We start from the raw sequence: 15,577 nt of genomic DNA, 5'->3' as shown, positions 1-15,577 counted from the left end.
ATTATAATAATTATCACTAAAATAATGTAATTAGAAGAGAGGATGACTAAATATGCAAGAATTAAATAAAAGAAGAATTGGAATATTAACTTCTGGTGGTGATTCACCAGGTATGAATAATGTTATTAATGCAGTATATAAGACTTTTCGTGGTATAAATCATGAAAATAGTAAAATTGCTACTGCTGATAAAAGACCATTTGAATTAGTTTTAATAAAAAATGGTTATAAAGGAATAATGACAAATGACATTCACGTTATTGATAACAATTGAGCAAATTTAATTGATCTAGGAACTGAGATGGGGGGAACAATCATTGGGTCTGCTCGTTTTAGAGAATTTGAGCAAGAAGAAACTCGTAAAAAATGTATTGAAATTTTAAAATCTAAAAAAATTGAAGGTTTAATTGCTATTGGTGGTGATGGCACATATAATGGTTTGCAAAAATTAAGTAATGAAGCAGCTATTCAATGTGTGGGTATTCCAGGTACTATTGATAATGATATTAGTTCAAGTCAGTTTACTATTGGTTTTGATACCGCTCTTAATACAATTGTTGAAAATCTTGATAAAATTCGTCAAACTGCTAATTCTCACGGAAGAATTATGATTGTTGAAGTAATGGGTCGTAATTGTGGTGATCTTGCTCTTCACAGTGCTGCTGCTGCAAATTGTGATTTAGTTGCAACTAAAGATTTAGGAATTGGAGAACAGTCATTGATTGATATTATTAAACAGTTGTACACTAAAAAACAACGTCGTTCATTAGTAATAGTAGTAACTGAACGTCAATATGATGTTAATAAAATAGCTAAAATCATTGAAAAGGATACTGATTGTGAAACAAGAGCAGTAATATTGGGTCAAATTCAACGTGGGGGAACACCAAGTGCATTTGATCGTTATTTAGCAACAATGATGGGTATTTTTGCTGCTGAAAGATTTGCAAATAGTAATAAATCTAGTATTTGTATTGGATTGCAAGATAATAAATTAGTAGATATTGAAATTCAAGATGCATTAAACACACCTTCAATAAATAAAAATAACGTTGCTAATAAAATTTTACGTTTGTCAGGAGTTATTTTTAAAAAAAATACTTAATAAAAAGAGGTGAATAATTTGATATCAATTATAAAAAGAACTAAATGTGTAACTACTTTAGGACCTGCTTCAAATTCTGCTGATGTTATTAAACAACTAATAGAAAATGGCTCAATTTGTGGGCGTTTAAATTTTTCTCATGGTACTCATGATGAACATTTAGCAAGGGTTTTAATGATTAGAGAAGTATCTAAACAATTAAATGTACCAGTTGCTATTATGTTAGATACTAGAGGTCCGGAAGTTAGAACACATACCTTTACAAAAGGTAGTGTAGAAATCAAAAAAAATGAAATTATTACGATAATTGATAATAAAGAGATTATTGGTACTGCGGATAAGTTTTCTGTAAATTATGGTAATTTAGCAAAAGATATTAAAGTTAATGATAATTTACTAGTAGATGATGGTAAATTAACATTAAAGGTTACAGCGGTTAAAGACCATACTGTTATTTGTCAAGCTTTAAATACACATACTATTAAAGATCGTCGTGCTATTAATATTCCAAATGTTAAATTGTCTTTACCTTTTATTTCTGAAAAAGATAGAGCAGATTTAATTTTTGGTTGTCAGCAAAAAGTAGATTATGTTGCTGCATCATTTGTTTGTTCAGCAGCTGATATTAAAGAAATCCGCAAAGTTTTAGATGATAATGATGGTAAACATATTCAAATCATTGCTAAAATTGAATCACAATTAGCAGTTAATAATTTTGATGAAATTTTAAAAGAATCAGATGCTATTATGGTTGCTCGTGGTGATTTAGGAGTTGAAATTCCTTTTGAAAAAGTTCCTTTTTTAGAACGTGAATGAATTAAAAAATGTCGTACTGTTAACAAACCGATAATTGTTGCTACGCAAATGCTAGATTCAATGATAGATAACCCTCATCCAACACGTGCTGAAGTTACTGATGTTTGGGTTGCTATGGATTGGGGAGCAACATGTACAATGTTATCGGGTGAATCTGCTAATGGTAACTATCCTGTGTTATCAATTGCAACAATGAGTAAAATTCTTGTTGATGCTGAAAGTCATCAAGAACAGAGTAAAATTGCTACTGATTTATTGCATACAAAAGATCAATTGGTTGCTAAAACTATTAAAAAAATTATTGAAGAAAAACCACAATATTTAATTACTAATAGTCAAGATAGTAATTATATTAGAACTATTGCTAATGCTCATTTGCCAGTTTATATAATTCCTATTGTTAATAATGTTATTGATTATAATAAATTTGCAATAAACTTTGGAATTTATACTTTTTTAGCAACTGAAGGAATTCCAGTAGAATTAAGTAATTCTTCGCCATTAGTTAAAAGCATTAGTAGCACTTATATAATCCCTACTAAATCAAAAGTATTAGTAGTAGATATTAATAATAATACTAATCCTTTTACAACTTTTATTGTTAAATAACCTAGTACTACTGAGGTAAATTAGAAAAGGAATTAGGTAAAACATGAAAATTAATGTAATTAAATTAAATGGCAAAACGATGACTTATAATATTGAAAATCCAATTACTGGTTATCAATTATTAAAACAGGAAAATGAAAATATAGATTCTTCAATTATTGCTTTTACTCTGAATGGACAATTAAAAGATTTATATTGAGAAATTCAAGAAGATGCTGAAATCAAGTTTATTAAAAAAGATGATGCTTTAGGATGAACTATTTTAAATTATGGATGTGCTATGATTTTAGCTCATACTATTAAATTAATGTATCCACAAGCGTTAATTACGATTGCTAATACTAATTATAATGGTTTTTATTTAGATTTTGATTATGAAAAACGACTTTCTAATGATGAATTAATTAAAATTGAAGAGAAAATGCGTGAAATTTTAATAAAAAATATTGAAATTAAAAGAGTTTGTCAAACTAAAGAAGAATCTTTAAAAACTCATAAAGACAATCCTTTTGCTTTAGAATATATTAAATTAAATCATGTTAACGGATTAAAATGCTCTTATTTAGTTGATAATAAGACTTTAGTAGTAGCATCGGGTGTTGCTATTAATAATTCTTCATCAATAAAAGATTTTAAATTATTAAGTATTACTGGTGCATATTGATTAGGAAATGATAAAAATAAACAATTACAGCGCATTTCTGGAATTTGTGATTATTCAAAAGTAAAATTAGTAGATAAACTTAATGAACTTGAAGAACGAAAAAATCGTGATCATCGCAAACTAGGTAAAGAATTAAGTATTTTTACTTTTAATGATGATTGTGGTAAGGGATTACCTATATTTTTACCAAATGGTATGGTTATTAAAAAAGTTTTGCAGGAATATTTGAGAAAACAAGAATTTATGTGAGATTATCAAGAAGTAGCAACACCAGTTTTAGGTTCTGTTGAATTATATAAAAAAAGTGGTCATTGAGATCATTATCGTGAAAATATGTTTACTCCAATTAAAAAAGAAGAAGAACGATTGGTATTAAGACCAATGACTTGTCCTCATCACTGTATGATTTATAAAAGTGCTCTTCGTAGTTATAAAGATTTACCTTTGCGTTTAAGTGAGCATGCTTTATTATATCGTTATGAAGCAAGTGGGGCTTTAACCGGTTTAGAACGAGTAAGAAGTATGGAATTAACTGATTCTCATATTTTTGTTAGATTTGATCAAATGAAAACAGAGTTTAAACGTTGTTATCAGTTAATTGCTGAGGTTTTAAAAACTTTAAATATTAAAATTGATTATTTATCATTATCTTTACGAGATCCTGCTGATAAAGAAAAATATTTTAATGATGATAAAATGTGAAATCAAGCAGAAACAGCATTACGTGAAGTATTAGATGAATTACAATTAGAGTATAAACCAATGATTGGTGAGGCTGCTTTTTATGGACCAAAATTTGATGTTCAAATTAAAACAGCATTAGGTCATGAAATTACAATATCTACTATTCAATTCGATTTCTTATTACCGAAAAAGTTTAATTTAACTTATATTGATGAAAATAATAATGAAACAAATCCAGTTATTGTTCATCGAGGATTAATTGGTACATATGAACGTTTTATTTCCACATTATTAGAACAAAATAAAGGTGTTTTTCCACTATGATTAGCACCAAGGCAAATTGCAATTTTACCAATAAATGAAAAAGAAAAAACCTTAGAATATGCTAATAAATTATTGCAAACTTGTAAACAACATAATTTACGAACTGAAATTATTAGCAGTAGAACTATTGGCAAACGTATTGTTGAAACACAAACTCAAAAAATTCCTTATCAAATTATTATTGGTGATAAGGAAATAGAAAATAATAATTTAAGTTATCGTCAGTATGGTCAAAAAGAAAGTAAAATTGTTACCTTATCAGAATTTTTAAAATTATTAACAAAACAAGTTGAGAATAAAATATAACTATAAAAATTAAAAAACCATTTAAGGTTCTAATTCTTAAATGGTTTTTTAGTTAATTAAGCAATTTAAATTTTACTAAGTATATTAGTAAAATTTAAACCATTTTTTTTATACGAAAAAAATATTTATATTTTTACTATTATTTTCATTGACATTGGGTTTTGTTTTCTGTAAGATACTTATTGTGCCCGAAAATAAATGGGTTACAAACTAGAAAAAACGATCTTTGAAAACTAAATAGAACAAGAATTAATCCGTCAATTTTTTATTAAAAATTAAATAAGTCAGACATCATCTTTTAACAAAAACAATTTTATTGAGAGTTTGATCCTGGCTCAGGATTAACGCTGGCGGCATGCCTAATACATGCAAGTCGAACGAAAGTAGCAATACTTTAGTGGCGAACGAGTGAGTAACACGTATCTAACCTACCATTTAGCGGGGAATAACTGTTGGAAACGACAGCTAATACCGCATATGTTATTTATTTGCAATGATAAATAATGAAAGGAGCATTTGCTTCGCTAATTGATGGGGATGCGGCGCATTAACTAGTTGGTAAGGTAATGGCTTACCAAGGTAACGATGCGTAGCCGATCTGAGAGGATGAACGGCGACATTGGGACTGAGACACGGCCCAAACTTCTACGGAAGGCAGCAGTAGGGAATTTTTCACAATGGGCGAAAGCCTGATGGAGCAATGCCGCGTGACTGATGAAGGTCTTCGGATTGTAAAGGTCTGTTGTAAGGGAAGAAGTGCTAGAATAGGAAATGATTTTAGTATCGACCATACCTTACCAGAAAGCCACGGCTAACTATGTGCCAGCAGCCGCGGTAATACATAGGTGGCAAGCGTTATCCGGATTTATTGGGCGTAAAGCGTGCGTAGACGGTTTTGCAAGTCTGAGGTTAAATTTAGGGGCTCAACCCCTAACCGCCTTGGAAACTACATTACTAGAGTATAGGAGAGGTTAGTGGAATTTCGTGTGTAGCGGTGGAATGCGTAGATATATGAAGGAACAACAGTGGCGAAGGCGGCTAACTGGCCTATTACTGACGTTGTGGCACGAAAGCGTGGGGAGCAAATAGGATTAGATACCCTAGTAGTCCACGCCGTAAACAATGAGTACTAAGTGTTGCCATGAGGCAGTGCTGTAGCTAACGCATTAAGTACTCCGCCTGAGTAGTATGCTCGCAAGAGTGAAACTCAAAGGAATTGACGGGGACCCGCACAAGCGGTGGAGCATGTGGTTTAATTCGAAGCAACGCGAAGAACCTTACCAGGTCTTGACATACATTGCGAAGCTATAGAGATATAGTAGAGGTTAACAAGGATACAGGTGGTGCATGGTTGTCGTCAGTTCGTGTCGTGAGATGTTTGATTAAGTTCAGCAACGAACGCAACCCTTGTCCTTAGTTGCCAGCATTAAGTTGGGGACTCTAAGGAGACTGCTAGTGTAAGCTAGAGGAAGGTGGGGACGACGTCAAATCATCATGCCCCTTATGACCTGGGCTACACACGTGCTACAATGGCTGATACAAAGAGTCGCTAAACCGCGAGGTCAAGCAAATCTCAAAAAGTCAGTCTCAGTCCGGATTGAAGTCTGCAACTCGACTTCATGAAGTCGGAATCGCTAGTAATCGCGAATCAGCAATGTCGCGGTGAATACGTTCTCGGGTCTTGTACACACCGCCCGTCAAACCACAAGAGTTGGCAATACCAGAAGTCGGTGTCCTAACCGTAAGGAGGGAGCTGCCAAAGGCAGGGTTGATGATTGGGGTTAAGTCGTAACAAGGTATCCCTACCGGAAGGTGGGGATAGATCACCTCCTTTCTATGGAGTTTAGTTTCTAATAAGAAACCAAGACAACAAGAAAAATTAAATGGATGATTTATTGGATTACTTCTTTTGTTCTGTTTAGTTTTCAGGGATTGTTTTCTCTGAGCAATTGTTCTTTAAAAACTGGATAATAGACATCTTTTAAAAAAAATAAGATAATTTTTATCTTGCAATAGGATATTCTAAAAATAAATTATTAAGAGCGTATGGTGGATGCCTTGGAATTGGAAGACGATGAAGGACGCGATTACCTGCGATAAGCTTCGGGGAGCTGGAAATAAGCTTTGATCCGGAGATGTCCGAATGAGGAAACCCACTATCTTTAATCAGGATAGTACTGTACAATGAATTCATAGTTGTGCAGAGTGATACCTAGAGAATTGAAACATCTTAGTACCTAGAGGAAAAGAAAGCGAATGCGATTCCCTTAGTAGCGGCGAGCGAAAAGGGAGCAGCCTAAACCAGTCGTCAGACTGGGGTTATAGGACTGTCTATTAGGTTCGACCTATGAAGAGTTACAAAATTTATATATAGCAGAAGTTGTTGGGAAGCAACGCCATAGATGTTGAAAGCCCAGTATGCGAAATGTATAAATCTCTTGACAGTATCCTGAGTACGGCGAGGCACGTGGAACCCTTGTCGGAATTTGCGCAGACCACTGCGTAAGGCTAAATACTAACCAATTACCGATAGTGAATCAGTACCGTGAGGGAAAGGTGAAAAGTACCCCGAGAGGGAAGTGAAATAGTTTCTGAAACCATATGCTTACAACAAGTCGGAGCCCGTTAATGGGTGACGGCGTGCCTTTTGTAGAATGAGCCGGCGAGTTACGATTACATGCAAGGTTAAGTTGAAAAGACGGAGCAGAAGCGAAAGCGAGCCTGAATAGGGCGTTTAGTATGTGGTCGTAGACCCGAAACCAGGTGATCTAGCCATGAGCAGGTTGAAGTTAATGTAACAGTTAATGGAGGACCGAACCAACGTTCGTTGAAAAGACCGTGGATGACTTGTGGCTAGCGGTGAAATTCCAATCGAACCTGGAGATAGCTGGTTCTCCCCGATATAGTTTTAGGACTAGCGTCAGAATTAGTGCAATGGAGGTAAAGCTCTGAATGTATGATGGCCCCACCTCTCGGGGTACTGAATGCAATTAAACTGCGAATGTCATTGTTACATATCTGGCAGTCAGTCTATGGGTGATAAGGTCCATGGACGTGAGGGAAACAGCCCAGATCATCAGCTAAGGTCCCCAAATCAATGCTAAGTGGAAAACGATGTGAAATTGTTCAGACAGCTAGGAGGTTGGCTTAGAAGCAGCCATCCTTTAAAGAGTGCGTAACAGCTCACTAGTCGAATGATTCTGCGCGGAAAATGTACCGGGGCTAAGCATTGTACCGAAGCTATGGGTCTATATATATGTTTACATATATTGTGGGCGGTAGGGGAGCGTTCTAATCTGCGACGAAGTTAGACCGGAAGGACTAGTGGAGCGTTTAGAAGTGAGAATGCCGGCGTGAGTAACGATTGAAGGTGAGAATCCTTCATGCCGATTGACCAAGGTTTTCTGGGCTAGGTTCGTCCACCCAGGGTTAGTCAGGACCTAAGGCGAGGCCGAAAAACGTAGTCGATGGATAACAGGTTGATATTCCTGTACCACCATGGTGACTGATGGAATGACGGAGAAGGCTAAAATGTCCCGGTGATTGGTAGTGCTGGGCTAAGTACAAAGAGAGTTGTGTAGGCAAATCCGCACAGCGTTAACCTTGAAGTACGATGGGGAGTGAACGGTTCGCTTAGTAACGAAGAATTTGATGCCATACTTCCAAGAAAAGTTTCTAAAGACATCACCATGGTGCATGTACCGAGAACGAACACACGTGGTCAAGGAGAATATCCTAAGGCAAGCGAGATAACTATAGCTAAGGAACTCTGCAAAATAACCCCGTAAGTTAGCGAGAAGGGGAGCTCATAGCAATATGAGTCGCAGTGAAGAGGTCCGGGCGACTGTTTAGCAAAAACACAGCTCTCTGCTAAGTCGTAAGACGATGTATAGGGGGTGACGCCTGCCCAGTGCTGGAAGGTTAAAGAGATTTGTTAGCGTAAGCGAAGCTTTGAACTGAAGCCCCAGTGAACGGCGGCCGTAACTATAACGGTCCTAAGGTAGCGAAATTCCTTGTCAGGTAAGTTCTGACCCGCACGAAAGGCGTAACGATCCGGACGCTGTCTCGGCTATAGACTCGGTGAAATCTTAGTACCTGTGAAGATGAAGGTTACCCGCGATTAGACGGAAAGACCCCGTGGAGCTTTACTACAACTTGATATTGAATTTTGGTGTAGTTTGTACAGCATAGGTGGGAGACCTGGATATGCAGACGCTAGTAGGCATGGAGTCACCATTGGGATACCACCCTTGCTATATTGAAATTCTAACTTGAGACCATAATCTGGTCTAAGGACAGTGTCTGGTGGGTAGTTTGACTGGGGGCGGTCGCCTCCTAAAAAGTAACGGAGGCGACCAAAGGTGCCCTCAATATGAATGGAAATCATATGTAGAGCGCAAAGGTAAAAGGGTGCTTGACTGCGAGACATACAAGTCGAGCAGGAACGAAAGTTGGGCTTAGTGATCCGGCGGTGCTGTGTGGAAAGGCCGTCGCTCAACGGATAAAAGTTACCCCGGGGATAACAGGCTAATCTCTCCCAATAGTTCATATAGACGGGGAGGTTTGGCACCTCGATGTCGGCTCATCGCATCTTGGAGGTGTAGTCGCTTCCAAGGGTTGGGCTGTTCGCCCATTAAAGCGGTACGCGAGCTGGGTTCAGAACGTCGTGAGACAGTTTGGTACCTATCTGTCGTGGGCGCAAGAAATTTGAGGAAAGCTGCTCCTAGTACGAGAGGACCGGAATGGACCTACCTCTGGTGCACCAGTTGTCACGCCAGTGGCACAGCTGGGTAGCTATGTAGGGCATGAATAAGCGCTGAAAGCATCTAAGCGCGAAGTCAGTTCCAAGATGAGATTTCTCATTCGAAAGAAGTAAGATCCCTTGAATACTACAAGGTTGATAGGTCAGGTGTGTAAGAATAGTGATATGTTCAGCTTACTGATACTAATAGATCGAGAATTTATTGAAGAATATATTCTCTATTGCAAATCAAGAGTAATCAAATTTAAAGATGTCTGTTTCTAGTTTTTAGGGAGCAATTGCTAAACTATTTGGTGTCCATGGCGGAGTGGTCACACCTGTTCCCATCTCGAACACAGCAGTTAAGCACTCCAGCGGCGAAAATACCAGCAATGGGAAAATAGCACGATGCCAAATTTTTTTTATTTATTTTAATGTAAAAATAAAAAAAATCTTAATTTTTACATTAGACTTGGTGCAAAACTAAGGTAATTCAAAATTATATATTCCTGCTATTAAATTAAATCTTAATGCAAATATTCGTATTTTATTGCGATATTTTAAACTTAAAATTTTAAAACGTTTTAGTTTAGCAAATACGTGTTCAATTTTAATTCTAATTTTACTTAAAGTTTTATTGTATTCTTTTTGAATTGGTGTTAATTGATTGTATTTACTTTTTTTAAATGGCAAAAATGTATTTTTATGAATATTTTGTATACCTTGATAACCTGAATCAACAAAAACTTGTTTTTCTGGATGAATAAAAGTTTTAGATTTTAGAAGCAATTTAAAATCATGAATGCTTCCAAAACAAAAAGCAGTTGAAATAATTTTTCCATTGGAAATATCAATAATTATTTGGGATTTGAGAGAATGATGTTTCTTTTTACCTGAAAAAAGTAATTTTAGTTTTTTTTAATTCTTTCAATTGGAGTTTCAGTAGCATCAATAGCTAACAAATTATTATTAGTACCTTTATTTTTTGTTAAATCTTTTTTTCCAGGTAAATTAAAAATTCCGCTTTTTATTAAAATATTTTCAATTCAAAAAATATTACGAATGCAACTAGTATGACTAATATTATATCTTTTTGCAATAACTCTATAACTACTATAGTCTTTTCAATATTCTAAAGTCATTAATAAACGCTCTTCAATTACAATTTTATTTTTTCTACCACCATAATATTTTTGTTTAGACTCAGCAATTTTTAAAATTTCAAACATTTTATAAAATGTTTGTGGCTTTATGCCGACTAAACTATAAAATTCTTGATCATCTTTATATTTTTTCAACATAATAACTATCACCTTTAATATTAATAATAATCGTTAAATTGTTAAAATTAAAGGTTTTGCACCAAGTCTAAAGTAGAACTATAGCACCGTATGCATTTGGTTTCTTTCAACATTGCTATATATTCAAGACATTGTTGTTCGGTTTGAAAAACGTTGTTGAACTCATTAAATTTCATTTGTTCCTCCCACGCGTACATGTGGGGAGAAATCCGTAAAAATATTACTTTTAATTTTAAATTAAAAGTAATATCAAGATTTTTTGTGAAAATTAAAATAATTTTGAATTACCTTAGTTTTGCACCAAGTCTAGTGTAAAAAACTATTATTAGTATCAAAAAGGGGGTCTTTATGAAAAAAATAATAAAAACATTAAGTGTTTTAACACTTGCAACAACCACAGGAAATTTAACTAATTTATTAAACAGAATTGAGGAAAAAACTAATATTACAACCAATTATATGCAAAATAAAAAACGTTTAGAAAATAAACATAGTGCAATTAACTTAGCAGATATAATAGTAAATAATAATTTAGGACTTATTAATAGTGGTAAGGATTTAGCACCATCTAAAATGAGTTTACTAATAGGTATTATTGAAGCAAATCATGCAATTAAATCATTAACTATTAATGATTTTGATATTAAAAGACAAGATACTAGTATTGCTACAATTATTGGCAAAGGTGATTATATAGGAACAGTTAATTTGTATTATAGTATTACTAATTTTGTTTCTCAAAAATTAACAAACGGAAACATTTATGCTTTAGGTGTTGATTCACAAGGTAATATTTTTAGAGCACAAGAAGATAAGGTTTATAAGATTACTCCAACAGGATTAGAAATTTTAATGGCAGAATTAGAAGGATATTGGGCAGTTAGAGCCTTAGTAATTGATAATGAAGATAATGTTTATGTTGGTAGTGATAATTGCTTTGTTTATAAGAGCGATGGTGTACGTAGTTTTGAAAAAATTATAATACCAGGACCAAAAAACTGAATTTGAGCTTTAACATTTGATAAAAATACTGAAACCGTTTATGTTGGTAGTGATACTGGTGTATGCAAAATCAGTAAAAATGGAAGCACTAGTTTAATGCAAGGAACAAATGGTGATCATATTAGAAGTTTAGCAGTTGGTCCAGATGGTTCAATTTATGCTGGTGATGATGATCGTGGAATAATTTATAAAAATGATAAAATAAGTCAAACTTTTGGAATATTTCAACAAATACACGATGGACATCAAATTGATAGTTTAGTAGTTGACAAGGATAATACTGTTTTTGCTGTTTCTTGAAATGGTCGTCTTTATAAGATAAAGAATGGAATATATGAGGTAATCTTAGAAACAAATCCAAACCACGAGGTTAAACGTTTAGTCATTGATAGAGATAATAATTTATTTGTTGGTATTGACTCCAATAAAGTAGACTTGGTGCAAAACTAAGGTAATTCAAAATTATATATTCCTGCTATTAAATTAAATCTTAATGCAAATATTCGTATTTTATTGCGATATTTTAAACTTAAAATTTTAAAACGTTTTAGTTTAGCAAATACGTGTTCAATTTTAATTCTAATTTTACTTAAAGTTTTATTGTATTCTTTTTGAATTGGTGTTAATTGATTGTATTTACTTTTTTTAAATGGCAAAAATGTATTTTTATGAATATTTTGTATACCTTGATAACCTGAATCAACAAAAACTTGTTTTTCTGGATGAATAAAAGTTTTAGATTTTAGAAGCAATTTAAAATCATGAATGCTTCCAAAACAAAAAGCAGTTGAAATAATTTTTCCATTGGAAATATCAATAATTATTTGGGATTTGAGAGAATGATGTTTCTTTTTACCTGAAAAAAGTAATTTTAGTTTTTTTTAATTCTTTCAATTGGAGTTTCAGTAGCATCAATAGCTAACAAATTATTATTAGTACCTTTATTTTTTGTTAAATCTTTTTTTCCAGGTAAATTAAAAATTCCGCTTTTTATTAAAATATTTTCAATTCAAAAAATATTACGAATGCAACTAGTATGACTAATATTATATCTTTTTGCAATAACTCTATAACTACTATAGTCTTTTCAATATTCTAAAGTCATTAATAAACGCTCTTCAATTACAATTTTATTTTTTCTACCACCATAATATTTTTGTTTAGACTCAGCAATTTTTAAAATTTCAAGCATTTTATAAAATGTTTGTGTCTTTATGCCGACTAAACTATAAAATTCTTGATCATCTTTATATTTTTTCAACATAATAACTATCACCTTTAATATTAATAATAATCGTTAAATTGTTAAAATTAAAGGTTTTGCACCAAGTCTAGTATATAAAAAAATAGAAGGTACAGATTTATGTTCTGAATTATCTGGAATAAAAAATACTGATGATCATATTTTTGCTTTAGCAGTTGGTCCAGATGATTCAATTTATGCTGATGGATCGCAAGGAATCTTATATACAGCTAAAAATTTTAATAAAAGATAGGTTATATATAAGTAATTAGTATTAAAATTAATAAAAATAAAAGACTTGCTGGCTAATTATATAGTAAGTTTTTTTATTTTTATTTAAATTTATGTATTAACATATTAAAAAAAATCTTGTAATTTATTAAAAATCTAATATAATAATACTTGACATAAAGAAAGTAGTTTTTACGCTCACCTGATAGCTAAGTTGTTATAGGTTCAATGCTTTAAATTTTTATTTTTAAAATAAAGTTTTGTAGTGGTGAGTGTGCGTTTTAGCACACTTTTATTTATGCAAATTAAAGGAGGTATGTATGGCTTTTAAAAATAATGATAATTTATGAAATAGTAATATTCCCTTTTATGAATTTTTATTAATTGGTAATGATGGTACTAATTATGGTTTAATGAAAAAAAATGATGCTTTAAAAAAAGCAGAAGATTTAGGATATGACCTATTATGTATATCACCAAATGCTAAACCACCTGTTTGTAAAATGTTTAAATTTGATACATATCGTTTTGAACAACAAAAAAAGGAAAAAGAAGTTAAAAAAGCACAAAAATTAACAATTGTTGAAGAAAAAGAAATTCGACTAAGTGTTGTTATTGATAACAATGACATTAAAACAAAGGCAAATAAGGCTCGTAAATTTCTAAGTAATGGTAACAAAGTAAAAGTTACATTAAAATATCGTGGTCGTGAATTACATAATCCTGAAGCAGGATTTGAAGTAATTACAAAATTTTATAAAGAATTAGAAGATATTTGTATTTATGATAAAAACTTTGATAAAAAAGAAAAAAATATACAAACTATTTATCTTTTTCCAAAAAAGAAAAATCAAGAAAATTAACAATAGGAGGTAAAATATGCCAAAAATGAAAACAAAAAAAGCTTTAAAAAAAAGAATTAAAGTAACAGGAAGTGGTAAATGAATGCGTAGTGGTGCTTTTGTTTCTCACTTAGCTCAAAATAAAACAACAAAACAAAAACGTCAATTACGTGGGTGAAGTGAAGTATCTGCTTCTGACTATAAGCGTTTAAAATATTTAATTTAGGAAGGTGACAAAATAAATGGCTAGAGTTAAAGGTGGTTATACAACTAATCATCGCCGTAAAAAAATACTAAAAGCAGCAAAAGGATATTATGGAGCAAAACATAGTTTATATCGTACAGCAAATGAACAAGTAATGAACTCATTAGCATATGCTTATCGTGATCGTAAAAATTGTAAACGTGAGTTTCGCAAGTTATGAATTCAAAGAATTAATGCAGCTGTTCGTAATTATGATTTATCATATTCACGTTTTATTGATGGCTTAAATAAAGCTAATATTAATCTTAATCGTAAAATATTGTCTGAGTTATCAATTAATCAACCAGAAGAATTTGAAAAATTAGTTTTGGCATCAAAATCTGCTTTAGCAAAATAATTAATTGCAAAATTTTATATAAATTAAAAACACTTATAATAAATTTAATTTATTTCAAGTGTTTTTAATTTATATAATTATGATAAGTTTTAGAAATGTATTTAATATAAATTTCAAAGAATATTTTTTTATCACAAACTTTGTTTTATAATATATTTAATGGTAAAATTAAAAAATAAATTCGCTTCTTAGTATAAAAATAAGAAAGAAATTTAAAAAAAGAGGGGGCCATTATGCAATTTGTTTTTCTTGGATTTTTTGATGGTAATCCACAAGCAGTTATTAATCCTTTATTTGGTATGTATTATTGAATTGGCTTATCTATATCATTATTCTTGATAATTAGTTTATTTATTTTTAAAAGGTTTTATGCTAATTTAAGTAAGTGCTATAGTTTTAAATGTAGTTTAGGTATTTTTCAAATACTTTTATATATTAGTTTTTATATTGTTCATGGATTGAATGGTGATAATTATCAATGGTATGATTATTTTCCTTTTCAATTATGTTCGGTATTAAATATTACTAGTGGTATACTATTAATTATTCCTAATAAAAGTTTATTTAATATTACTTTTCCTTTAATTGGTCCTGTTATTTTGGCATTTTTATTACCAGATAAAACAAAATGAGTTTTTGGTCCACAACATTTTCTTTATTGAAATTATTATTTTATTCATATTATTATTCTTTTTTCTTATTTACTTTTATATTTATATGGTCATATTGAATATGACAAAATATATATCAAAAAAAGTATATTATATTTCACTTTATTTGGTAGTGGTGTTTTTATTTTTAATACTTCTTTTGGTACTAATTACTTATTTATTGGTAATGCTGGTTATACAGCAAGTTTTGGTAAAAAAGTATTAGACACTTCAGTGTTGTTACCAATTTTACGTTTTACATTTATGTCTGTTGTTGGTATTTCATTACTAGTTTTAACATATATTTTTATTATAAAAACTTTATCTCCTTTTTATTTAGAAAAAGGAACAAAAATTAATCCTATTTACAAAGATAAAAAATCATTAATTACAAAATTTTATAAAAAATTAAATTTAAAAGATAAGAAAATAATGAAATCTTAATTAATAATTAAAA

Annotated in this window: 13 protein-coding genes and 3 rRNA genes; 11 read left to right on the top strand and 5 right to left on the bottom strand. The window is 31.6% G+C overall.

Going from position 1 to position 15,577, the window contains the following annotated elements; translation table 4 throughout:
• The first annotated feature begins 52 nt into the window (after positions 1 to 52).
• From AAHM78_RS14095 to rrf, 6 genes are all read left to right on the top strand, one after another.
• Complete coding sequence (locus AAHM78_RS14095; protein ID WP_342253608.1) at positions 53 to 1,105, top strand: ATP-dependent 6-phosphofructokinase; 1,053 nt, start codon at positions 53 to 55, stop codon at positions 1,103 to 1,105.
• Between the two features lie 18 nt (positions 1,106 to 1,123).
• Entirely contained in the window at positions 1,124 to 2,530 is a 1,407-nt protein-coding gene (gene pyk / locus AAHM78_RS14090; protein ID WP_342253607.1) for a pyruvate kinase, read from the top strand.
• A gap of 43 nt (positions 2,531 to 2,573) precedes the next feature.
• Positions 2,574 to 4,508 (top strand): threonine--tRNA ligase, encoded by a 1,935-nt coding sequence (thrS, locus tag AAHM78_RS14085; protein WP_342253606.1) that lies wholly within the window; start codon positions 2,574 to 2,576, stop codon positions 4,506 to 4,508.
• 312 nt (positions 4,509 to 4,820) lie between these two features.
• Positions 4,821 to 6,342, top strand: a 16S ribosomal RNA gene (locus AAHM78_RS14080).
• A 192-nt stretch (positions 6,343 to 6,534) separates the two neighbouring features.
• A 23S ribosomal RNA gene (locus tag AAHM78_RS14075) occupies positions 6,535 to 9,477 on the top strand.
• 82 nt (positions 9,478 to 9,559) lie between these two features.
• Positions 9,560 to 9,666 (top strand): 5S ribosomal RNA (rrf, locus tag AAHM78_RS14070).
• Together the 16S, 23S and 5S rRNA genes form the textbook arrangement of a ribosomal RNA operon.
• Positions 9,667 to 9,732: 66 nt before the next feature.
• Here the strand turns inward: rrf and AAHM78_RS14065 are convergent.
• From AAHM78_RS14065 to AAHM78_RS14055, 3 genes are read right to left on the bottom strand one after another with little or no spacing between them, the layout of a single operon-like run.
• The gene (locus tag AAHM78_RS14065; protein WP_342255199.1) at positions 9,733 to 10,098 is read right to left on the bottom strand and encodes a transposase family protein; all 366 of its coding nucleotides are present in this window, start codon (positions 10,096 to 10,098) and stop codon (positions 9,733 to 9,735) included.
• A gap of 59 nt (positions 10,099 to 10,157) precedes the next feature.
• A complete protein-coding gene (locus AAHM78_RS14060; protein ID WP_342252923.1) occupies positions 10,158 to 10,550 on the bottom strand; it encodes a transposase family protein in 393 nt (130 codons plus the stop codon).
• Between the two features lie 47 nt (positions 10,551 to 10,597).
• On the bottom strand, positions 10,598 to 10,726 hold the full coding sequence (locus AAHM78_RS14055) for a hypothetical protein (protein WP_342253605.1): 129 nt from the start codon (positions 10,724 to 10,726) through the stop codon (positions 10,598 to 10,600).
• Positions 10,727 to 10,898: 172 nt separating this feature from the next.
• Here AAHM78_RS14055 and AAHM78_RS14050 point away from each other — a divergent pair, with 172 nt between their 5' ends.
• The gene (locus AAHM78_RS14050) at positions 10,899 to 12,002 is read left to right on the top strand and encodes a hypothetical protein (protein ID WP_342253604.1); all 1,104 of its coding nucleotides are present in this window, start codon (positions 10,899 to 10,901) and stop codon (positions 12,000 to 12,002) included.
• Here AAHM78_RS14050 and AAHM78_RS14045 read toward each other — a convergent pair.
• A complete protein-coding gene (locus AAHM78_RS14045; protein WP_342255199.1) occupies positions 11,999 to 12,364 on the bottom strand; it encodes a transposase family protein in 366 nt (121 codons plus the stop codon). The two genes, AAHM78_RS14050 and AAHM78_RS14045, sit on opposite strands and share 4 nt — an antisense overlap.
• A gap of 59 nt (positions 12,365 to 12,423) precedes the next feature.
• Positions 12,424 to 12,816: a transposase family protein gene (locus tag AAHM78_RS14040; protein ID WP_342253603.1), complete on the bottom strand. Its 393-nt coding sequence runs from the start codon at positions 12,814 to 12,816 to the stop codon at positions 12,424 to 12,426.
• Positions 12,817 to 13,346: 530 nt separating this feature from the next.
• Here AAHM78_RS14040 and infC point away from each other — a divergent pair.
• The 4 genes from infC (at position 13,347) to AAHM78_RS14020 (ending at position 15,564) form a co-directional block, all read left to right on the top strand.
• Positions 13,347 to 13,889, top strand: a complete 543-nt coding sequence (gene infC, locus AAHM78_RS14035) for a translation initiation factor IF-3 (RefSeq protein WP_174480738.1) — start codon at positions 13,347 to 13,349, stop codon at positions 13,887 to 13,889.
• Positions 13,890 to 13,905: 16 nt separating this feature from the next.
• Entirely contained in the window at positions 13,906 to 14,094 is a 189-nt protein-coding gene (gene rpmI, locus AAHM78_RS14030) for a 50S ribosomal protein L35 (protein WP_342253602.1), read from the top strand.
• Between the two features lie 16 nt (positions 14,095 to 14,110).
• Positions 14,111 to 14,470 (top strand): 50S ribosomal protein L20, encoded by a 360-nt coding sequence (gene rplT, locus AAHM78_RS14025; protein WP_252320320.1) that lies wholly within the window; start codon positions 14,111 to 14,113, stop codon positions 14,468 to 14,470.
• Positions 14,471 to 14,769: 299 nt separating this feature from the next.
• On the top strand, positions 14,770 to 15,564 hold the full coding sequence (locus tag AAHM78_RS14020; RefSeq protein ID WP_342253601.1) for a hypothetical protein: 795 nt from the start codon (positions 14,770 to 14,772) through the stop codon (positions 15,562 to 15,564).
• The last annotated feature ends 13 nt before the right edge of the window (positions 15,565 to 15,577 follow it).

This window comes from Spiroplasma endosymbiont of Zeiraphera isertana (genome assembly GCF_964030805.1).
GTDB lineage: Bacteria > Bacillota_I > Bacilli_A > Mycoplasmatales > VBWQ01 > Spiroplasma_E.
Note: the sequence above shows the minus strand (reverse complement) of the source record. Positions and strands in the feature narration are given on the sequence as shown.